General features: G+C 60.5%; 22 protein-coding genes and 1 pseudogene. 16 read left to right on the top strand and 7 right to left on the bottom strand.

From position 1 onward, the window contains the following. Nucleotides 1-33: 33 nt before the first annotated feature. The 3 genes and pseudogenes from C163_RS13005 to C163_RS27490 all read left to right on the top strand — a co-directional run. Complete coding sequence (locus C163_RS13005; RefSeq protein WP_025339172.1) at nt 34-303, top strand: DUF3077 domain-containing protein; 270 nt, start codon at nt 34-36, stop codon at nt 301-303. Nucleotides 304-457: 154 nt separating this feature from the next. Further along, nucleotides 458-871, top strand: coding sequence for an alternative ribosome rescue aminoacyl-tRNA hydrolase ArfB (gene arfB, locus C163_RS13000; RefSeq protein WP_025339171.1), 414 nt, complete (start codon nt 458-460; stop codon nt 869-871). Nucleotides 872-987: 116 nt separating this feature from the next. Beyond that, nucleotides 988-1,110 (top strand): annotated as a pseudogene (locus C163_RS27490) (IS3 family transposase); the annotation flags it as partial. 115 nt (nt 1,111-1,225) lie between these two features. Here C163_RS27490 and C163_RS12990 read toward each other — a convergent pair. Then, nucleotides 1,226-2,284 (bottom strand): hypothetical protein, encoded by a 1,059-nt coding sequence (locus tag C163_RS12990; protein WP_025339169.1) that lies wholly within the window; start codon nt 2,282-2,284, stop codon nt 1,226-1,228. 36 nt (nt 2,285-2,320) lie between these two features. Between C163_RS12990 and C163_RS27135 the strand changes: the two genes are divergently transcribed. Continuing rightward, nucleotides 2,321-2,650, top strand: a complete 330-nt coding sequence (locus C163_RS27135) for a hypothetical protein (RefSeq protein WP_025339168.1) — start codon at nt 2,321-2,323, stop codon at nt 2,648-2,650. 40 nt (nt 2,651-2,690) lie between these two features. Here the strand turns inward: C163_RS27135 and C163_RS12980 are convergent, their stop codons facing one another. Continuing rightward, on the bottom strand, nt 2,691-3,605 hold the full coding sequence (locus C163_RS12980; RefSeq protein ID WP_025339167.1) for an alpha/beta hydrolase: 915 nt from the start codon (nt 3,603-3,605) through the stop codon (nt 2,691-2,693). A 116-nt stretch (nt 3,606-3,721) separates the two neighbouring features. Here C163_RS12980 and C163_RS12975 point away from each other — a divergent pair, with 116 nt between their 5' ends. Then, on the top strand, nt 3,722-4,642 hold the full coding sequence (locus C163_RS12975) for a LysR family transcriptional regulator (protein WP_025339166.1): 921 nt from the start codon (nt 3,722-3,724) through the stop codon (nt 4,640-4,642). Nucleotides 4,643-4,709: 67 nt separating this feature from the next. Here C163_RS12975 and C163_RS12970 read toward each other — a convergent pair whose 3' ends face one another. Next, nucleotides 4,710-5,045: a hypothetical protein gene (locus C163_RS12970; RefSeq protein ID WP_025339165.1), complete on the bottom strand. Its 336-nt coding sequence runs from the start codon at nt 5,043-5,045 to the stop codon at nt 4,710-4,712. A 24-nt stretch (nt 5,046-5,069) separates the two neighbouring features. Further along, entirely contained in the window at nt 5,070-6,722 is a 1,653-nt protein-coding gene (locus tag C163_RS12965; RefSeq protein WP_025339164.1) for an electron transfer flavoprotein-ubiquinone oxidoreductase, read from the bottom strand. Between the two features lie 315 nt (nt 6,723-7,037). On the opposite strand from C163_RS12965, the gene C163_RS12960 reads away from it, so the two are divergent. The 11 genes from C163_RS12960 to C163_RS12910 all read left to right on the top strand — a co-directional run bounded on the left by C163_RS12960 (nt 7,038) and on the right by C163_RS12910 (nt 18,358). Next, a complete protein-coding gene (locus C163_RS12960) occupies nt 7,038-7,907 on the top strand; it encodes a MaoC family dehydratase (protein ID WP_025339163.1) in 870 nt (289 codons plus the stop codon). Nucleotides 7,908-7,936: 29 nt separating this feature from the next. Next, nucleotides 7,937-9,007 carry an acyl-CoA dehydrogenase family protein gene (locus tag C163_RS12955; RefSeq protein ID WP_025339162.1) on the top strand — a complete coding sequence of 357 codons (1,071 nt, stop codon included), beginning with the start codon at nt 7,937-7,939 and terminating at the stop codon, nt 9,005-9,007. Nucleotides 9,008-9,035: 28 nt separating this feature from the next. Beyond that, nucleotides 9,036-10,175: an acyl-CoA dehydrogenase family protein gene (locus C163_RS12950; protein ID WP_025339161.1), complete on the top strand. Its 1,140-nt coding sequence runs from the start codon at nt 9,036-9,038 to the stop codon at nt 10,173-10,175. 21 nt (nt 10,176-10,196) lie between these two features. Further along, nucleotides 10,197-11,102: an SDR family oxidoreductase gene (locus C163_RS12945; RefSeq protein ID WP_025339160.1), complete on the top strand. Its 906-nt coding sequence runs from the start codon at nt 10,197-10,199 to the stop codon at nt 11,100-11,102. 23 nt (nt 11,103-11,125) lie between these two features. Further along, nucleotides 11,126-12,292, top strand: a complete 1,167-nt coding sequence (locus tag C163_RS12940) for an acyl-CoA dehydrogenase family protein (protein WP_025339159.1) — start codon at nt 11,126-11,128, stop codon at nt 12,290-12,292. 10 nt (nt 12,293-12,302) lie between these two features. Further along, nucleotides 12,303-13,148 (top strand): MaoC family dehydratase N-terminal domain-containing protein, encoded by an 846-nt coding sequence (locus C163_RS12935; RefSeq protein WP_025339158.1) that lies wholly within the window; start codon nt 12,303-12,305, stop codon nt 13,146-13,148. Continuing rightward, nucleotides 13,142-13,969 (top strand): CoA ester lyase, encoded by an 828-nt coding sequence (locus C163_RS12930; RefSeq protein ID WP_038408129.1) that lies wholly within the window; start codon nt 13,142-13,144, stop codon nt 13,967-13,969. The genes C163_RS12935 and C163_RS12930 overlap by 7 nt, the downstream gene beginning before the upstream one ends. Next, nucleotides 13,966-14,715 carry an electron transfer flavoprotein subunit beta/FixA family protein gene (locus C163_RS12925; protein WP_025339156.1) on the top strand — a complete coding sequence of 250 codons (750 nt, stop codon included), beginning with the start codon at nt 13,966-13,968 and terminating at the stop codon, nt 14,713-14,715. Before C163_RS12930 ends, C163_RS12925 begins: the two co-directional genes overlap by 4 nt. Then, nucleotides 14,715-15,644 carry an electron transfer flavoprotein subunit alpha/FixB family protein gene (locus tag C163_RS12920; RefSeq protein ID WP_025339155.1) on the top strand — a complete coding sequence of 310 codons (930 nt, stop codon included), beginning with the start codon at nt 14,715-14,717 and terminating at the stop codon, nt 15,642-15,644. Before C163_RS12925 ends, C163_RS12920 begins: the two co-directional genes overlap by 1 nt. Before the next feature lie 12 nt (nt 15,645-15,656). After that, nucleotides 15,657-16,859: an acetyl-CoA C-acetyltransferase gene (locus C163_RS12915; RefSeq protein ID WP_025339154.1), complete on the top strand. Its 1,203-nt coding sequence runs from the start codon at nt 15,657-15,659 to the stop codon at nt 16,857-16,859. 164 nt (nt 16,860-17,023) lie between these two features. Further along, nucleotides 17,024-18,358 (top strand): aromatic acid/H+ symport family MFS transporter, encoded by a 1,335-nt coding sequence (locus tag C163_RS12910; protein WP_025339153.1) that lies wholly within the window; start codon nt 17,024-17,026, stop codon nt 18,356-18,358. Between the two features lie 150 nt (nt 18,359-18,508). Here C163_RS12910 and C163_RS12905 read toward each other — a convergent pair whose 3' ends face one another. From C163_RS12905 to C163_RS12895, 3 genes are all read right to left on the bottom strand, one after another. Further along, the gene (locus C163_RS12905; RefSeq protein WP_155951621.1) at nt 18,509-19,177 is read right to left on the bottom strand and encodes a flavodoxin; all 669 of its coding nucleotides are present in this window, start codon (nt 19,175-19,177) and stop codon (nt 18,509-18,511) included. A 120-nt stretch (nt 19,178-19,297) separates the two neighbouring features. Then, on the bottom strand, nt 19,298-19,933 hold the full coding sequence (locus C163_RS12900) for an SDR family oxidoreductase (protein ID WP_025339151.1): 636 nt from the start codon (nt 19,931-19,933) through the stop codon (nt 19,298-19,300). 32 nt (nt 19,934-19,965) lie between these two features. Beyond that, nucleotides 19,966-20,760 carry an SDR family oxidoreductase gene (locus tag C163_RS12895; protein ID WP_025339150.1) on the bottom strand — a complete coding sequence of 265 codons (795 nt, stop codon included), beginning with the start codon at nt 20,758-20,760 and terminating at the stop codon, nt 19,966-19,968. Nucleotides 20,761-20,767: the final 7 nt, after the last annotated feature.

The following is a 20,767-nucleotide window of genomic DNA, read 5'->3' as shown; positions in this document are numbered from 1 at the left end:
GCCCAGGCGCTAGACGATCAGGGAGATGGATCCATGACTACTGACGAATCGAACGAGAAAACCACCGTAGGCAAGACCACGTTCTACCAAGGTGAAAACCAGACCCATCCGTTGTTTCGCATCGAAGCCGGCATTCCTTGCAAGAGCGCTCGGGAGCAGTCTTCGGAATTGATGGGGTACGTGCGGGAACTGACGATTGTCGGGTTGATGGATGAAAAGCCGATGATGATCTGGGCTGCGCATTACCTGAGCGCATTGGCCAAGGCGCTGATGGACGATGCCGAGTTGGGTATGATGCGCTGAGTTCACTCCACCCGTGGCGGTCCGCGAAACGCGGCCGCCATTCACAATGGCGGAGTGGGGTGCCTCGATCAGTGTGGTTGAGGTCAACCGTATTTTGTTCTGTGGGTGAGCGGCGAAGGCTGTGATAATGGAGGGGAATTACAAGGGCCATGCCATGCTGACCATCTCCAATAATCTGCATCTGCCAGATGCCGACATCGAACTGACATACATCCGCGCGCAAGGCGCAGGTGGGCAGAATGTCAACAAGGTGTCCAGCGCCGTGCACCTGCGCTTCGACATTCCCGCCTCGTCGCTGCCCGAGTATTACAAGGAGCGGCTGTTGGCGCTGCGTGACAGTCGCATTACCGGCGACGGCGTGTTGATCATCAAGGCACAACAATACCGCACACAGGAGCAGAACCGTGCTGACGCACTGGCGCGTCTTGCCGAGTTGATCATCAATGCCGGCAAGACTGAGAAGAAACGCCGTCCCACCAAGCCGACCCTTGGCTCGAAGACCCGTCGCCTCGAAGGAAAAGCCAGGCGCAGCACTGTCAAGGCGGGTCGGGGCAAGGTGGAGTTCTAGGCTCAGTACGAAAAAAGATGTCTCAAGCCAGAGAGTCCATGGCGGCGTGGTTTGGCGAGCTTGTGGAAGCGTGGGTGCGCCAATCGCGATTGGGTTGGTTCGACCAAATGCTCACCTCCAAACGCGGCAGCGTACTTTGCCAGGGAGTGATCGAGCGGTACACGGTGATCCAGCGCTGCCGCAACGAGTACCCAATACGGCTGATGTGTCGTTGCTTGAAGGTATCGGCCAGCGGCTATTCGGAGATGCTCCTGTACTAAACTTCGGCGACATTGCTACGTGAACGATCAGCTACTGTGGCGGAAAGCCCTCGGGTATAGACCGCACTGATGGTTAGTGCGGGCAGCCCAGCTGTTAGCACTCTTCGAGCGCATCCAGCGGAGATAAAATATCCTCCTTGATCAGCCCAAGATTCGCGTTCTTCAGGAAGAAATAGAACGTGGAATCAACGACCTTCAACTGACGAGAGTTTGAATCGTACGCGAGCACTGGTGGATTGATACCCTTGCCGGACTGCATTCCGGTGAGACCGGTAAGCGCATTCGTGAGATGCGCTATCTTGAGATTCTCAGCACGGTGGTGAACTCGCTTGATCGCTGGCAGCATCGCATCGGCGCTGAGTCCGCCGTTAAACCCGTCAAAGCCAACCTCAAGGATGTGCATGATGACGTAGTAGCTTAGGAAGTAGGGGATAGGCTTCGATTTATCTACCGTCGCTGCATTACCGCAGGCGATAGCTTCTAGATTTTTGAGATGTCGACCAGAATAGTCGCTCGTTTTTTTGTCGATTGCTCTGGCCAGGGCCTTCGGATCATCCATGAACTTGCTGGCGACCTGATAACCTTTGACACCGTGCTCCAAACATGTGTACTTGATGAGTTCCTGGAAAACCCCGACACTGCTGAACGCACTGTCAATACACTCTTCCACCAGCGCAGTCGCCATCTTCACGTTGAGCAGATCCTCGCCTTTCTTGACGATTCGACGGAAGTCCTCATCGCTCCATGGTTCAACCGGCACCTCGGCCAGGCGATCCTGCAGTTCGCCATTGAACTGGTTGAGTCTGTTGGCCTCTTTCCAGACACCCAAAATGATGAATTTTATTTTGAGGTCGTGAAAGCTCCGCAAATCAAATGCGAACTCTCTCTGGACTTCCTCTGAAAGGTAGTGGAAGTTCTCTAAGATGATTGGCTTGGCCGTCCCGTGCTCCCTTATCAGGCTAGCAACATCATCTGGTAGGTCAAGGTTGTATTCGATACGGTCGTACTTGAGCTCAAGCTTGCTGGAGTGTTCAACATCCGCCGCAATTTCTCCGCGCCCACGAATCACGGCAATCGTGCCCTGAATCGATGCTTTACCACGAATTTTAGAGGCATCTCCCGTACCTTCCGTATAGGAAGCAAGCAACGGCACGTCGTATTTCGCATTAAGCGCCCAAAATTAATACCCGTGATCGACGTGAGCGCCTTGATCCGGTGGTCGGTGATGGCAGTGCTGACGGTATACGCGAATGGCCGGGTCTTCCACAAAGCGTGGCGCACCGCAACTTGCAGCTTGGAAACTGGCGTCGAAGGCCAATACGACAAAGCCTGCCTGCGCAAGCTGACGACCACAGACACTCCCCGAGGTCTGCTCGTTGCAGCTGTTAATCGGGTGGGTGCTGACGATGGCCGGGTAGATTTTGCCCTGGTCAAAGTCCGGTGGCAGGTACAGGTCGGCTGCGCTGTCACAGCCCAGGTTGCGGTAGGTGACGTGCCGAAGGGTGTGTCGTACGCCTGAACCCGGCTTGGGGGCGCCGGGCGTTTTGGCAATGGAAGGGTTACAGGCGGCTCTGAAAGAATTCAGCCAGCACAGAGGCGGCTTCATTTACGTAGGGCTGCTTGTCGTAAAGCGACATGTGGTTCGCCCCCTCGATGAGGTGCATGTGTTTGTCGCTGCTGGCAGCTCGGGCCAATAGATCATCACTCATCCATTTACTACCCGCCTGCGTGCCCGCCACGATCTGCAAGGGCTGAGTCAGGAAGGCCTCGGCTTTGTGGTAGGCGTCGTAGGTGATGATCTGCGACAGGCTGCGCGCGGTCATGAAACCTGGTGCATTGGGGTGCTGGGCGCGAGGGGTGTGGTAATACTCCCAGGCCTCGCGCAGTTCTTCATTCGGTGCATCTTCTTCGCGCATCGGCGCCAGAGGCAGGGTTGCCAGTCCAGCGCCCTTGGCGTCGCTGCTACGGGCCTGTGAGCCATGCTCGATATACGGCAGGGCATCAGCATCCTTGACGGTATTCTCCCAGCCATTGCGGAACATCTGGCCGATGTTGACGGCGCTCACCGTGCCAACGGCCTTGATGCGCCGGTCGTTGATTGCGGCATTGGCGGTGTAGCCCGCACCGGCGCAGATGCCCATCGCACCGATACGGGCCGGGTTGACGTAGGGAAGCGTGGTCAGGTAGTCGACCACTGCGCTGATGTCTTCGGTACGCACATGGGGGTTTTCCAGCTGGCGCGGCAGGCCGGTACTCTCGCCTTGGTAGGAGGCATCGAAAGCGATGGCCAGCAGCCCCTGTTCAGCCAGCTTCTGCGCATAGAGGCCAGCAGCCTGCTCCTTCACACCACCGCCCGGATGGGCGACGACGATGGCCGGGTACTGTTTGCCGGCATCAAAGCCAGCCGGTTGATGAATGACGGCGGCGAGCGTGATGCCGTGGCCGTTGAGGGTGGGGATGGTGACGTTATGCATGGTTCTGGCTCCGGTGTTGAGCGTCTGTTTGTTGCTCGATGGATTCATGGTAGGCCAAGGTTTGTCATGGAAAAATATGCAATACTCGACATCAGTCGTCAGGAATACTGAACAATATGTCGATCAATCCGTCACTGCTTCCGGCCCTGGCCTGGTTCGTCCACATCGCTCGCCACCGTAGCTTTACCAAGGCTGCGATCGAGATGGAGATGTCCCGGGCAGCGCTGTCGCAGCACCTCAAGGGCTTGGAGCAACAGCTCAACGTACGCCTGCTGCATCGCACCACCCGTGACATGTCGCTGACCGAGGAAGGCCAGCGCCTCTATGACGCCGTGGCCCCGGCGCTGAAGATGATCGACCTGGCGGTCACTGAACTGGGTGAGGCGCAGTCCTCGCCGACCGGGCTGATCCGGGTGAATGCCTCGCGCATTGCTGCGCGAACCTTGCTGGAACCGCACCTGGGCGAGTTTCTCGCCCGCTTTCCGGGGTTGCGCCTGGAGATGGTGCTCAACGACGGCTTTGCCAACATCATCGCCGACGGTGCCGATGTGGGGATTCGCCTGGGTGAGAGTCTGGACGAGCATATGGTGGCGGTGCCGATCACGCCGCCCATCGAGATGGCGATAGTCGGTTCACCAGACTATTTCACGCGCCACGGCATTCCGCAGAGCCCGGCCGAGCTGAACCAGCACGACTGCCTGGCGTATCGCTTCACCAGCAGCGGCACCCTGGACCGCTGGTCGTTCACGGCACCGGACGGGGATGGCCATACCCAGGTGTTCGAGCCTCGGGGCAGCGTGGTGTTCAACGATGATGAGAGCATGCTCAAGGCGGCCATCCAGGGCGTTGGCCTGGTCAAGTACCTGGATATCTGTGTGCGCGAGCAACTAGCGTCGGGTGAGCTGGTCCGGGTGCTACAGCCTTGGTGCCCGTCTTTCCCCGGCTTCTATCTCTACGCCCCTACACGTGCGCAAATGCCGGCCAAGGTGCGGGCGCTGATCGACTTTCTATTAGAGAAGCGATCTCTGCTGGGCTGACATTGTGGTCGCAGAAACGAAGGTACGAGTGACTGAAAGCATTCGTCCAGACCTGCTCCTGTCTCGCCTACAAACACGCCCTCGCAGCTTCTTCCCACCGTTCTGCCCGGCCCTGCGCCGTCGGCAAGAAGACTTCGACGCGGATCCCCGGTGTCTGTTCATGGATCACGGCCAATGCAATGGGGCCGATATGCAAAGCGGACACTTCCAGTGTGTAGCCGGTAGGCGTCTTGGTTTTCGAAAGCGAGGTGGCCGGCGCTTGCCACTTGGGCTCCAGGCACTGCACGTACGCCTGCGCGGTCTTTTCACTTTCGCCAGTGAAACCTGTGGAGTGGGACTCCAAAAATCCCCTTGAGCAACCTGACAGTGCCAGGGCTGCGAGGAGGGCTGTGAGTGTTTTCATGGTGTGCGTCCTGTCGGGAAAAGATTACATGTTGGGATAGTTGGGGCCGCCGGTGCCTTCTGGGGCAACCCAGGTGATGTTCTGGGCGGGGTCCTTGATATCGCAGGTCTTGCAGTGCAGGCAGTTCTGCGCATTGATCTGCAGGCGCTTGTCGCCACCTTCGGCCGCGACTATTTCATAGACGCCCGCAGGGCAATAGCGTTGGGCAGGCTCATCGAAAAGGGGCAGGTTGTTGCTGATAGGCAGGTTCGGGTCGGCAAGCCTGAGGTGAACCGGCTGGTCTTCCTCGTGGTTGGTGCTGGAAAGAAACACCGAGGAGAGCTTGTCGAAACTCAGCTTGCCATCCGGTTTTGGATACTCGATCCGTGGTGCCTCGCTGGCCGGCTTGAGGCAGCTGTGGTCAGGGCGGGTGTCGCGAAGGGTGAACGGGAGTTTGCCGCCGAACAGATTCTGGTCGATGAAATTGAAAGCGCCGCCTGCGATCGCCCCAAACTTGTGAAGGGCGGCGCCGAAGTTACGACTGCGCAGTAATTCGTCATGCAGCCAACTGGCCTTGAACCCTTCGACATACTCGAATAGTTCGTCTCCGCTACGTCCTGCCTGTAGTGCTTGCACGACGGCCTCTGCCGCAAGCATGCCCGACTTCATCGCGGTATGGCTGCCCTTGATCTTGGCGAAGTTCAAGGTACCCAAGTCACAGCCGATCAGCGCGCCGCCGGGGAACACCATCTTGGGCAATGCGTTCAGACCGCCCTTGCAGATTGCCCGGGCTCCATAACTGACCCGCTTGCCGCCTTCCAGGTACTGGCTGATCACCGGGTGGTGCTTGTAGCGCTGGAACTCGTCAAACGGTGACAGGTGCGGGTTGCTGTAGGACAAGTCGACGATCAGTCCGACCACCACCTGGTTGTTTTCCAGGTGGTAGAGAAACGAGCCGCCGGGGTTCTCGTCATTCAGCGGCCAGCCTGCGGTGTGCACCACCAGGCCAGGCTCGTGTCGCGCCGGGTCGATGTCCCAGATTTCCTTGATGCCAAGGCCGTAGTGCTGCGCATCGGCCTCACTGTCGAGGTCGAAGCGGCTGATCAGTTGCTTGCCGATATGCCCACGGCAACCCTCCGCGAACAGCGTGTATTTGCCGCGCAGTTCCATGCCAGGTGTGTAATAGCCGGCCTTGGGTTGGCCTTCACGGTCCACGCCCAGATCGCCTGTGACGATGCCGCAAACCCGGCCATCTTCATCGAGCAGCGCTTCTTGAGCGGAGAACCCAGGGTAGATTTCCACACCCAAGGCTTCAGCCTGTTGTGCCAGCCAGCGGCACAGGTTACCCAGCGAAATGATGAAGTTGCCTTCGTTGTGCATGGTACGAGGAACGAAGAAACCAGGGACTTTGCTGGCCCGTTCCGCGTCCCGAAGAAAGTAGATATCGTCGCGTTTCACCGATGTGATTAAGGGTGCGCCGAGTGCTTGCCAATCCGGGAAAAGCTCGTTCAATGCACGGGGCTCGAAGATGGCACCGGAAAGGATATGGGCGCCGACTTCCGAGCCTTTCTCGACCACGCAGACACTGATCTGCTGGCCCGTTTCCAACGCCTTCTGCTTCAGTCGGCAAGCCGCGGCCAGGCCCGATGGGCCGGCTCCGACGATGACGACATCGAACTCCATTGATTCCCGTTCCACTGCTCGACCTCTCTGTAGCGATGTAGCGATTCGATATCCACCCAGGCATGCCCAGGCACGGCTTATTGAGTTGAATGATTCGGCAGGCAATCCGGGAATTCAATTTATGAAACGCCAAGTGGCACTTCCGATTCGTTGAACAGAATCAATGCCGATGCCAGGTCAACAGCGGGCTATGCGTGGCCCTGACGATCGATGAATTGCAATGCGGTTTCACCGAGGAGGCACTTTCGAATTCGTAAATTGAATTGGAAGTTCGCTTGCTGAAACATCCCCTCAAGTCATGAACAGCGACAAGAACAAGGGGATGGCACCATGCCCATCGAGATTGAAAAGCTGCTTGATTATCCGATCCCTGTGGTCCGCCAAACCCTGACCCGACAACAGACGGCGTTCTATGCACTGTCTGTCGGGATGGGTTGCGACCCGTTGGACGAGCGGCAGTTGGGCTATGTCGACTTCCGTCGCGACCTGCACGCCATGCCTTCGATGGCACTGGTACTCGGGCACCCTGGCTTCTGGCTGGGCGACCCGCGCTCGGGGGTGGACCCCAAGTGTGTGGTGCATGGCGAGCAGGAAATTACCCTGCATGCCCCGCTTCCTGTGGAAGGGGAAGTGATCGGCGCGACCAGGATCCTTGGCGTGGCTGATAAGGGGGCGGGACAGGGAGCCTTGCTCTACACGCAAAAAGAAGTGCGTAACGCGCAGAGTGGGCAGTTGCTGGCGAGCACGTTGAGCACGACCTTTCTGCGTGGTGGCGGAGGCTTTGGTGGTGACAGCACGCCACTGCGTGGCAGCCACCAGGTGCCGGACACCGAGCCCGACTTCTGCGTGGACCTGCCCACCCGCCCGGAGCAGGCCCTTTACTACCGAATCAATGGTGACGACAACCCGTTGCACGCAGACCCGGCCGTGGCCCGTGCGGCGGGCTTCAGCCGGCCGATCCTACACGGTCTGTGCACCTTTGGCGTGGTCTGCCACGCCCTACTCAAGACCCTTGGCGACTATGACGCCGGCGCCCTGCGCAGCATGGCGCTGCGTTTTTCCGCACCGGTGCTGCCGGGGGAAACCATTCGCAGCGAGATCTGGCGCGACGGCTCCTTCCGTGCGCGTGTCCTGGAACGTGACGCCCTGGTGGTGAGCAACGGCCTGGCGACATTTGACCCGACCTCCACCCAGAACTGAATTCATTACCAGGCTATCAGGAGACCGAGATGCATTCGTCTGAAGAACGTTTGGAAAACATCCGCATGATCCGCGACAGCGCAGTGGCGTTCGCCCCGGCCAGTGAGCTGGCTCGGGTGCGCGGCCTGCGCTACCAGGTGCCGGGGTTCGACGGTGCGGTATGGCGCGAGATGGCCGATAACGGCTGGCTGGGCCTGTCGTTACCCGAGGCCCAGGGCGGTATTGGCCTGGGCATGGCCGAGTACTGCGCCTTGCTGGAAGTGTTCGGCGCCGCCTTGCTACCCGAGCCCTTCGTGCCGGCGGTGCTGGCGGCGCGCCTGCTCGATGGCGAGCAACGGGCTGCGCAGCTGAGCGGCGAGCGCCTGCTGCTGCCGGCCTTGCAAGAGCAGGTCGACAACCTGGAGGCCACCGAAGGCGGCACGCGCCTGCACAACGGCAAGGTCCGGGGGCGCAAACTGTGCATCCCCATGGCCGCTGGTGCCGACGGCTTTTTGGTCAGCACCCCCGATGGCCTGGCCCTGGTGGACGCCAAGGCGCCCGGTGTGGAGCTGGAGATCATCACCACCCAGGACGGTGGCCATTTCGGCCACCTGCACCTGAACAACGCCCCCGCTGAAACCCTGCCCCTGCAGGCCCAGGCCTTGTCCGACGCCCTGGACGAAGCCGCCCTGGGCACTGCCGCCTACCTGCTGGGCGCTGCCGAACAGGCGTTCACTCTGACCTTGGACTACCTGCGCACCCGCAAGCAGTTCGGCCAGACCATCGGCAACTTCCAGGCCCTGCAGCACCGCGCCGTGGACCTCAAGCTGCAACTGGCTTTGTGGCGCGCCAGCCTGGAAGCGGCGGCAGCGACGTGCGATGCCGGCGCGCCCGCCACCCAACGTCGTGCGGCCGTTTCCCGAGCCAAGGCCCGTGCCGCCGACGCCGCCTTGCTGGTCACCCGCCAGGCGGTGCAGTTGCATGGCGCCATTGGTTACACCGACGAGTGCGACGTCGGCCTGTACCTGCGCAAGGCCATGACCCTGGCCAACCTGTATGGCTCATCCGACCAGCACCGTCGCCGTTACGACGCCTGCATGCCACGCCTGGCCAGCGCTTGAGGACACGACCATGAATGAACAACCACAACTGCCCGATTTCAACGCCCTGAGCGACGACGCATTTCGCCAGACGGTCCGCGAGTTCTTGCACGCGCATTTCCCGGAAGAACTGCGCGACCTGCCCAAGCGCTTGCACTGGGAGGAGGTCAAGGACTGGTACATGACTCTCTCCACACATGGCTGGCTGTGCCCGGGCTGGCCTCGCGAGTTCGGCGGCATGGGCCTGTCGGCGGCCAAGCAACTGATCTACACCGAGGAGTTCGAGAACCACGGCGTGGCCCGTACCCCGGACCACGGCATCATGCTGCTCGGCCCGCTGCTGATCCGCTACGGCTCGCCCGAGCAGCAGCAGTATTTCCTGCCGCGCATCCTCAGCGGCGAGCACATCTGGTGCCAGGGCTACAGCGAGCCGAACGCCGGCTCCGACCTGGCCAGCCTGCGCACCGAGGCAGTCCTGGACGGTGACGAGTGGGTGATCAACGGCCAGAAGATCTGGACCACGCTGGCCACCGACGCCGACTGGATCTTTATGTTGGTACGCACCGACAAAGCGGCCAAGAAACAAGAAGGCATCAGTTTCGTGCTGGTTCCGATGGACAGCCCCGGTGTGACCGTACGGCCCATTCTCAACCTCGACCTGCACGACGAGTTGTGCGAGGTGTTCTTCGACGACGTGCGCGTGCCCAAGGCCAACCTGGTCGGCGAAATGAACGCCGGCTGGACCATGGCCAAGGCTCTGCTGGGCTTCGAGCGGATCTTCCTCGGCTCGCCCAAGCAGTCGGCCAATGCCCTGACCCGCCTGGAAGTCCTCGGTGAGCACCTGGGCCTTCACGACGAGCCGGGTTTCCGCGACCGCCTGACTCGCCTGCGCCTGGACCTGGACGACCACAAGCTGCTGTTCGAGACCTTCGCCGAGCGCCTGCGCCGTGGCGAGAACCTGGGTGCCGACGTGTCGTTGCTCAAGGTGCACCAGACCGAACTGTTCCAGCGCATCACCGACTACATGCTGGAGATCAGCGGCGAGTACGCGGCGTACCTGGAGCCAATCGAAGGCAACGGCAACCTCAATCCTACCGGCCTGTTCCTTCAGGCGCGTCCCGCGACCATCTACGGCGGCAGCTCGGAGATCCAGCGCAACATCCTGGCCAAGGCGATGCTCGGCCTGTAACCGAACGACGGAGAGAACGACATGCTCGACAACAAAGTAGTGGTAGTCACTGGTGCCGGTGGCGGCATCGGCCGGGCCATCGCCGTGGAGATGGCACGTGCCGGCGCCTCGGTGGTGATCAATGACGTGGGCGTGTCGCTGGGCGGCGAGGGCGGCTCGTCCACCCCGGCCCAGGAGACGCTGAAACTTATCGAAGGCTTCGGTGGCCGCGCAGTGATCAACACCGACAGCGTCGCCGACTGGAGCGGCGCGCAGAACATCATCACCTGCGCCATGGACAGCTTCGGCCGCATCGATGGCGTGGTGAACAACGCCGGGATCATTCGTGACGTGATCTTCCACAAGATGAGCGTGGAGGACTGGCAGTCGGTGATCAACGTGCACCTGAACGGCAGCTTCTACGTCAGCCGTGCTGCCGCCGAACGCTTCCGTGCACAGAACAGCGGCGCCTTCGTGCACATGGTCAGCACCTCGGCGCTGATCGGCAACGTCGGCCAGGCCAACTACTCGGCGGCCAAGCTGGGCATGGTGGCACTGAGCAAGTCCATCGCCCTGGACATGCAGCGCTTCAACGTGCGCTCCAACTGCCTGGCGCCGTTCGCCTGGAGCCGCATGACCAGCGCGATCCCGGACAGTACCCCGGAAGAGAAGGCCCGCGTTGAACGCCTGAAACAGATGACCCCGGAAAAGAACGCGCCGCTGGCGGTGTATCTGCTGTCGGACCAGGCCAAGGATGTGAACGGCCAGGTGTTCACCGTGCGCCGCAACGAAATCTTCCTGATGAGCCAGAACCGCCCGGTGCGGTCGGTGCAGCAAGGCGAGGGCTGGACCGCCCAGGCCATCGCCGAGCATGGCATGCCGGCATTGTCAGGCGCTTTCACACCGCTGCAGGTCAGCGCTGACGTGTTCTGCTGGGATCCGGTCTAACGAATTTCATGAGGTCGAGTTTTATGAATGCCACACACGCCCAAGAGCGCTACCAGGACATTCGAGAGGGTGTTCGTGCCCTGTGCGCGGAATACCCAACCGAGTACTGGCGCAAGATCGACGAGGAAAAAGGTTTCCCGGAGGCGTTCGTCAAGGCCATGACCGAGGCGGGCTGGTTGTCCGCGATGATCCCGGAGGAATACGGCGGCTCGGGCTTGGGCTTGGCCGAAGCGTCGGTGATTCTGGAGGAGGTCAACCACTGCGGTGGCAACTCCGGCACCATCCATGGCCAGATGTACAACATGTTCACCCTGCTGCGTAACGGCAGCGAGGAGCAGAAGCGCTATTACCTGCCCAAGCTGGCCAGCGGCGAACTGCGTTTGCAATCGATGGGCGTGACCGAGCCAACCACTGGTACCGACACCACCAAGATCAAGACCACCGCCGTGCGGCAGGGCGACAAGTACGTCATCAATGGGCAGAAGGTGTGGATCTCCCGGGTGCAGCATTCGGACCTGATGATCTTGCTGGCCCGCACCACGCCATTGGCGGAGGTCAAGAAGAAGGTCGATGGCATGTCGATCTTCTTGGTCGACCTGCGTGAGGCCATTGGCAATGGCTTGACCGTGCAGCCCATTGCCAACCTGGTCAATCATGAAACCAACGAGCTGTTCTTCGACAACCTGGAGATACCTGCCAGCAGCCTGATTGGCGAAGAGGGCAAGGGCTTCCGCTACATCCTCGACGGCTTGAATGCCGAGCGCACGTTGATCGCCGCCGAATGCATCGGTGACGGTCGCTGGTTCGTCGAGAAGGCCAGCCAGTATGCTCGCGACCGTGTGGTGTTCGGTCGCCCTATCGGGCAAAACCAGGGCGTGCAGTTCCCGATTGCGGAGGCCCATATCGAAATCGAGGCGGCCGACCTGATGCGTTGGCGTGCCTGCGAAGAGTATGACAGCGGCCGCAATGCCGGCGCCGCCGCCAACATGGCCAAGTACCTGGCGGCCAAGGCCAGCTGGGAAGCCGCCAACGCCTGCCTGCAAACCCATGGTGGTTTTGGTTTCGCCAACGAATACGACGTGGAGCGCAAGTTCCGCGAAACCCGCCTCTATCAGGTGGCGCCGATCTCTACCAACCTTATTCTCAGCTACGTCGCCGAGCACTTGCTGGGCATGCCGCGTTCCTATTGAGGCCATGATCATGAGCGATAACGATCTGGGCCAACTCCAGGACTGGCTGGGGCGTCAGGAGCGCTGCGAGGCGATCATCACGCCGCAGATGTTCGACGCCTATCAGGCCACGTTGGCACCGCACTTGTGGGAGTCAGAGGGCGCTGCACCGCCAGGCTTGCACTGGTGCCTGGCGCCGAGCCCGGCAACAGCGAGCATGGCGGAGCTGGGTGAAGATGGTCATCCACGCCGTGGTGGCTTCCTGCCCCCTGTATTGCTGCCACGGCGTATGTGGGCCGGTGGCGAGGTGGAAACCTTGGCGCCATTGCCAATCGGCAAGCCGATCCAGCGGCTGTCGACCATTCGCGACATCCGTTTCAAGGAGGGCCGCAGCGGCAAACTGTGCTTCGTCACCGTCGAGCATGAATTGTCCTGCGAAGGCGTGCTGGCCATCCGCGAGCGGCAGGACATCGTCTACCGTGCGCCGGCCGAGCCGGGCGCCACGCCTGCGGGCGGACCAGAGCGCGTGGGCGAACTGGAGCACTGGGTCGAGACCCCGCCAACTTTGCTGATGCGCTACTCGGCACTGACTTTCAATGCCCACCGCATCCATTACGACTTGCCCTACGCCACCGACGTGGAGGGCTATCAGGGCTTGGTGGTGCACGGGCCATTGCAGGCCAGCCTGTTGTTCAACCTGGCAGCCCGGCACGCAGGCCGAGTGCCTGCCCGCTTTGCCTATCGCGGGCAGGTACCGCTGATCGCCGGGAAGGTATTCCGCGCGGCGGTGTCCTGGAAAGAGCAGGGCGATAGCCTGCAGGCCTGGACCCAAGATGCTGATGGCAACCTGAATATGGAGGCAAGCGCATCATGTTGAGTGAATACAGAGCCCCGATAGCCCCATTGTTCGTCCCGGGCGACCGTCCTGAACGTTTTGCAAAGGCGGCTAACAGCGGCGCTGATGCAGTGATCCTGGACCTGGAAGATGCCGTCGCGCCACAGTCCCGAGAACAGGCTCGAGAGGCTGTAGCCAACCATGGCATTGACAATGTACCGGTCATCATCCGGATCAACGCAACAGCCAGCGCACATTTTAAGGCCGACGTGGCCGCGCTTCGCGACACACATTTCGATGCACTGATGTTGGCCAAGGCTGAAACCCCAGCAGATATCCGTCTGGTGCATGCGTTGTTTGGTCGTCAGGTGCCGGTAATTGCGCTTGTAGAAACTGCCGCAGCCTATGAACACCTGACTTGGCTGATGCTTGAGCCTGGCGTTGTGCAAGCGGCCTTCGGTTCACTAGACCTGGCCCTCGATCTGGGTTGCCAGCCAAGCCGTGAAGCATTGGCGTATTTCCGTGGTGCATTGCTGCTGAAATCTTGCCTTGCTGGTTTGCCTTCGCCGATTGATGGAGTCACTCCTGGTTTTGACGATCCTGCGTTGGTCCACCAGGAAGCTCAGATCGCTGCCGACTTGGGTTTTGGCGGCAAGTTGGCAATCCACCCCCGGCAAGTAGCACCGATTCTGGAAGCCTTTCTACCGAATGCCCAGGCAATCAACTGGGCATGTCGAGTGCTTGAGGCCGCCGAAAATGGCGGCGCCGTTCAAGTCGACGGTGCGATGGTTGATCGCCCTCTGCTCGAACGCGCCCGTCGAATCCTTTCCCGTTCCAGCCCTGTTGGAGAATCCCAAGCATGAAAGTCCTCGTTGCAGTCAAGCGCGTGGTCGATTTCAACGTCAAGGTCCGCGTCAAGGCAGACCAGTCTGGCGTTGAACTGACCAGCGTGAAAATGGCCCTGAACCCCTTCTGCGAAATTGCTGTGGAAGAGGCGGTAAGGCTGAAGGAACAGGGCATCGCAACAGAAGTGGTGGTGGTGACAGTAGGGTCGAACGCGGCGCAGGAACAACTGCGCACCGCCCTGGCTCTTGGAGCCGATCGCGCCATTCTGGTCGAGGCGACTGATGATTTGAGCTCGCTGACGATCGCCAAGGCCCTCAAGGCTGTGGTCGACAAGGAACAGCCGCGGTTGGTGATTCTTGGCAAGCAGGCCATCGATAGCGACAACAACCAGACTGGCCAGATGCTGGCCGCGCTGAGCGGTTATGCCCAAGGCACCTTCGCCTCCAAGGTCGAAGTGGTGGGTGACAAGCTGAATGTCACGCGTGAAATCGACGGCGGTTTGCAATCCCTTGAGCTCAGCCTGCCAGCGATCGTCACCACCGACCTGCGCCTTAACGAGCCGCGTTATGCATCGCTGCCGAACATCATGAAAGCCAAGAAGAAACCCCTCGAGACGCTGACTCCATCGGCACTCGGCGTCGCTACGACTTCGACGATCAAAACTCTGAAAGTCGAGGCCCCCGCAGTGCGCAGCGCCGGTATCAAGGTGAAAACCGTGGCCGAATTGATCGAAAAACTGAAGAACGAAGCGAAGGTGATCTGATGGCTGTCCTGGTAATCGCTGAACACAGCAATGGCGTCCTGGGCGCCGCTACATTGAACACCGTGGCCGCAGCCCGGAAAATCGACGACAGCATTGCCGTTCTGGTGGCGGGTCAACAGGTCGACCAAGTCGCTCAGACGGCGGCGCGCATCGATGGGGTCACCAAAGTGTTGGTCGCCGATAACACGGCCTATGCAAATCTGCTGGCAGAGAATGTGGCGCCGTTGGTGGCGTCGCTGGGTAAAGGCTTCAGCCATGTGCTGGCGCCGGCCACCACCAATGGCAAGAACTACCTGCCACGGGTTGCTGCCTTGCTCGATGTGGACCAGATCTCCGAGATCATCGAGGTGGTCAGTCCGGATACTTTCAAGCGGCCAATTTATGCTGGCAACGCCATCGCCACCGTGCAGTCCTCTGCTGCAGTCAAGGTGATCAGCGTACGCGCCACCGGCTTCGACCCAGTGTCAGCCGAAGGCGGCAACGCAATCATCGAAGTGATTGACGCCACATTCCAGCAAGGCCGGTCCCGATTCGTGGGCGAGCAACTGGCCAAGTCGGATCGCCCAGAGTTGACAGGCGCCAAGATCGTGGTGTCCGGTGGCCGCGGCATGCAAAGCGGCGACAACTTCAGTCTGCTGTACAACCTGGCGGACAAACTAGGGGCAGCAGTGGGCGCCTCGCGCGCCGCGGTCGATGCCGGTTATGCCCCTAACGACATGCAGGTCGGTCAGACCGGCAAGATCGTCGCCCCGCAGTTGTACATAGCGGTCGGTATCTCCGGCGCCATCCAGCACCTGGCGGGCATGAAAGATTCCAAGGTGATCGTGGCGATCAACAAGGACGAAGAAGCACCGATCTTCCAGGTGGCCGACTATGGCTTGGTGGGCGACCTGTTCGAGTTGGTCCCGCAATTGCAAGACGCGCTCTGAGGAGAGACGACGATGAGAAGAGCAGCGATCGTGGCACCGCGCCGAACCCCGGTAGGGGCATTCGGCGGCAGCCTGCGCGGCATACCGGTGGAGCGCCTGGGTGCCGAGGTGGTCAGGGCCATCCTGGCGCAAACCAAACTGGACCCTGAGCGTATCGATGATGTGGTGTTCGCCCAGTCCTATGCCAACTCCGAAACCCCCTGCGTGGGCCGCTGGATCGCCCTGGAGGCGGGGCTGCCGGTGAGCGTGCCGGGCATGCAACTGGACCGCCGTTGCGGCGGCGGCCTGCAGGCTCTGGTCAGTGCGGCGATGATGGTGCAGACCGGCGCTGCCGACGTGGTGCTGGCCGGTGGCGTGGAGAGCATGAGCAACATCGAGTACTACAGCACCGACATGCGCTGGGGCTCCAAGGCCGGGTCCGTGACTCTGCACGACCGCCTGGACCGGGGCCGTGAGCGCTCGCAGCCGGAGCACCGCTTCGGCCGTATCTCGGGGATGATCGAGACCGCCGAGAACCTGGCCCGCGAATACGGTATCGGCCGTGAAGCCTCTGATGCCTTTGCCGCGCGCAGCCAACAGCGCGCCGCTGCAGCCTGGGAGGCCGGGCGCTTCGATGACGAGATCGTACCGATCAGTGTGCCGCAGAAGCGTGGCGAGCCGCTTTTGGTGACCCGAGATGAAGGTGTCCGTGGCGACACCACGCTGGAAAAACTGGCCGGCCTGCGCACCCTGAGCAAGGGCGGCACGGTCACCGCCGGCAACGCCTCACAGCAGAACGATGCCGCGGCAGCCTGCCTGGTGGTGGCCGAGGATAAGCTGGACGAGCTGGGCCTGGAGCCGATCGGCTACCTGCACAGCTGGGCGGCGGCCGGCTGCGAGCCGGCGACCATGGGCATCGGCCCGGTGCCGGCGGTGAACAAGCTGTTCGCCCGCACCGGCCTTGGCTTCGAGCAGATGGACTTGGTGGAGGTCAACGAGGCCTTTGCCTGCCAGGTACTGGCGGTGCTCAAGGGCTGGGGCTGGAACGACCCAGACCGACTTAACGTAAACGGTTCGGGCATCTCCCTGGGCCATCCGGTGGGCGCCACGGGCATGCGCATCATGACCTCGGTGTTGCATGAGTTGCAGCGTCGCCAGGGGCGTTATGCCCTGGAGACCATGTGTATCGGCGGTGGCCAGGGCTTGGCCGCTATCTTCGAGCGCGTGGAGCGATAGGCCGAGCACCTGTCGCGATTCACGAAGAACGGTTTGCCACGTGGATGGGCCGATCCTCTGGTCGATACCCATCGAACAACAAAAACAATTACCTGAAATGTCGGGCCCGGTCCTCCTTGTCCTGTGCGGTCAAGGTCGGCCGTGCCTGGCCGGAGGCAAGCGCAATGAGGCAAGAAAAGGCTTCACCCCGTAGTGGGCTGTTCGTGGTCATCTTGTGTTTTCTGACGATCGTGGCGGACGGCTACGACCTGATCATTTACGGGGCGACTGTCCCTAGCCTGATGGAAGAACCCGGCTGGAACATGACACCGGCGGTAGCAGGGATGATCGGAGGCTGGACGCTGGCCGGTCTGATGATGGGCTTTCTCTTGACGGGGTGGCTGACCGACCGGCTCGGCCGTCGCAACCTGCTCATGATTGGTGTGCTCTGGTTCTCGGTGGGCTCGGCCTTGTGCGCTACCGCGCAGTCGCCGCAGATGCTGGGCGTCTTCCGTTTTTTGTGTGGCATTGGCCTTGGCGGTGTGGTGCCGTGCGCGGTGGCCTTGACGATCGAATACGCCCCACGGCAAAGGCGCCAGTTGTACAACGGCATCATGCTGAGCGGTTACGCGGTGGGCGGCATCGTTTCGGCGCTGGCCGCACTCGCCCTGTTACCGGAGCACAGTTGGCGCACGTTGTATGCCTTGGGTGGTTTGTACATCGTGATTCTGCCGGTGATGTACTTCTTGCTGCCTGAGTCGGTGAACTTCCTGGTTGGCCGAGGTCGTCTCGATGAGGCGAAAGAGCTGGCACACCGTTACGGGATGGATTTCGACCAGGTGCTGCAGGAGCAGGCTTTCCAGCGCAAGGTACAACCCGCCTCTGAGGGAAAAATTGGCTACAGGTTGCTATTTTCCAGCGGCTTTCGTGGTGTTGCCGTGCTGTTCATCTGCGGGATGTTCTGCACCCAACTGATCATTTACGGGCTCAATACCTGGTTGCCGCACCTGATGCGTGCTGCGGGCTATGCACTTGGGTCGTCGTTGCAGTTTCTGCTGGTGCTGCAACTGGGTGCGGTCGTCGGCAACCTGGCTGGCGCCATGTTCGCCGACCGCGTCGGCTCGAAGAAAGTCGTGGTGCCGTACTACCTGATTGGCGCGCTATCGCTATTGGCGTTGAGCCAGAAGCTCGATGCGTTCTGGCTGATGTGCGCGGTGTTTGGCGCAGGCCTTGGCACCATCGGCTCGACCACCTTGCTGTATGGGTTCCTCGGGGCCTATTTCCCGACCTCATGTCGCGGTGCGGCGGTGGGGGCCGTATTGGGCATCGGGCGAGCGGGGGCGATCCTGGGACCGATGATCGGTGGCTGGATCGTGGGCGCCAACCTTGACCATCAATGGAATTTCTATGCCTTCGCGTTGCCAGCAGTGATTGCGGCGGTAGTCGTGTCCTGTATTCCTAACCCGGTTTCCAGGTTTGAAACGGCAGACGCAGCGGGCAAGAACTGCCAGGAAGCCTGACCGCTTCCTGCAACGCCCAAATCGTTGTCCCGAAGATTTACAGTTCTTCGCGGAACCGGGGATTGCAATCGAGCGCCGCACGAGCGGCGCCCGATTGCCAGTGCATTGGCCGAACCCCGCTCGTCCTGGACAAGGTTGTAGTGAGTGCACTCAAGACCCGGCTTGCGGGCCAAACCATTGCTCATCAATGGCCTGCAGCATCTGCTCGGGCGTGAGTTGCTGCGTCATGCGCCCGCGCAGCACACGCTTATGCTCGAAAGACCGGGCACCACGCTCCATCACCTTTGCCTTAAGCTTGACGATGTAGTCATCACCGATGTGGCTGTTGAAGGTGTTGAAAAGCACCACGCGTTGGCCGTCGAAGCGGTTGTGCTCGACAAACGCCCAGATCGGCGGTGCGGGGCTATAGAGCCAAACGGGCGAGCCAAGCCAGACCGTATCGAACGGTTTCAGGTCGATGGTGCGCGGGGTGATGTCCGGCAGTACCTCGGGCTTCGATCTGCGTGTGTTCGCGTCCATGACGGCATGCGCCAAGCCACCCATACCTAACCGGTAGTCGGGCGCATCCAGAGGAAACAGTGTCGCATTGAGTCGTTGGGTTACATGGCGCGCGACCAATGCAGTGTTCCCCGAGCGCGAGAAATTCACCACCGCCGTTCGTGAGGTGGGCGCGATGTCCGCGGTGACCGATGCGTTGGAGTGCTTGCTTTCCAATTGCCGAGCCTGGCGGCTTTCGATCCAGGTCACAGCATAGAGGTAGGCGAACATCGACAGCAGCGCGAGCGCCAGCGCGCTAAGAATCCAGTGCAGTACGGACATGGGCTTTCTCATGCAGTGATCATTGATGAATAGATCCACCGATGGCCCGATTTGCTGGCTCGAGCTAATGCCCGAGCCGAAGCAGTCGAGTGGTCGATCGCGTCGAGAAGAACGGCTCGCTTACACGAAGGCGGGCTTGTCGCCGTCTGTGTTGGGCTTGTTCACGCCCACGTTGGCACGCACCAATAGGCCAGGGTTCATCACCAACTTGGTTACCAGTGCGGCCACGCTCTTGCGCGATACTTCGGTGCCCTTGAAGGGTTCATCGCGGCTGGTGATCTCGTAGTTCACTTCGTCCTCGTCCTGCAGCCAGGCGGCGCGCAGGATGGTGTAGTCAGTGTCCGAGGCCTCGATCAGATCCGCGGATGCACGGTACGGCGGCAGGTACTGTCCAATCTCATTGCGGTTCCATTCGCCAAACTTGCCAGGCACTTCGTCGTAGATGCCCAGCGAGTTAACGAAGATTAAACGGTTGACGCCCTTGGCCTTCATCACCGCCAGGATGTGCGCGGTCTGCTGGTCCACATCGCCCGCCAGGTTGGCATAAACCACGTCCTGCCCCTCCATGAGCTGGGGCAGCAGCTTGTTGTCCATCACATCGCCGATCGCGATCGTGGCATTTGCGGGTTCGGTACTAGTCAGCTTCTTGGGATCGCGCACGAGCAGCGTCTGCTTGACATTCTGGTGCTCGCCCAGCATCTGCACGGCATGGCGGGCAATCTGGCCGCTGGCGCCCAGGATCAATACTTTGGTCATTTCAGTCACTCCTTCATTCATGGGCGTGTCGTTCACTTGTCGATTGTCCTTGCCAGTTGATCGACATAAACCTGCCTGCCCAGCTTCTGATATTCGGCAAAATGCCGGTTCACATCTTCACCGGCGATGTATCGGAGTTGATTTTTCCCATCCGTGGCTGCCTCATACACGACATCGGCAATCATTTCCGGAGTGGAGAAGTAACTCTGGAAATCAAAATGCGCCATTGATCGTTCAAAGGCTTGCTTGTACTCATCCGCGACAGACCAAATCGCGTTCTCTCCAAACTGCGATTGGATGATGCCGGGCGCAACGGTTTTGATCCCGATGCCAAACAGCCCAAGTTCCTGCACCATGCCTTCCGTCCAACCCTCAATGGCGAACTTTGAAGCGTTGTAGATCGTGTTGAAGGGAACCGCCATCAATCCCGCCATCGAGGTGGTGGAGATGAATAGCCCTTGCCCGCGCTGCTTGAAATGAGGGATGAATGCCTTGGTGACCCGAATCGTCCCCATCATGTTCGTATCGAACAGGCGCACGATTTGCGCGTCCGTCAGATTTTCCAGCGGACCGCCCAGGCCATAGCCGGCATTGTTGAACACGACATCTACCGGGCCGATCTCCAACGCACTGGCAACGGCTTTTTCGATCTGTGCCGGATCGGTGACATCCAGTGGCAGTACGGATACGTTGTCCAGTTTTGCCAGATCGGCGCCTTTTTCGACATCGCGCATCGTGGCGATGACTCTCCAGCCTCGGCGTTGAAATAAAAGGGCGGTGGCCTTGCCCAAGCCGGTGGAGGCGCCGGTGATAAAGATGGTTTTCATCCTGCTG

The organism is Pseudomonas sp. FGI182 (assembly GCF_000511325.1).
Classification (GTDB): Bacteria; Pseudomonadota; Gammaproteobacteria; order Pseudomonadales; family Pseudomonadaceae; genus Aquipseudomonas; species Aquipseudomonas putida_Z.
This window is presented reverse-complemented; position numbering and strand designations above follow the sequence as displayed.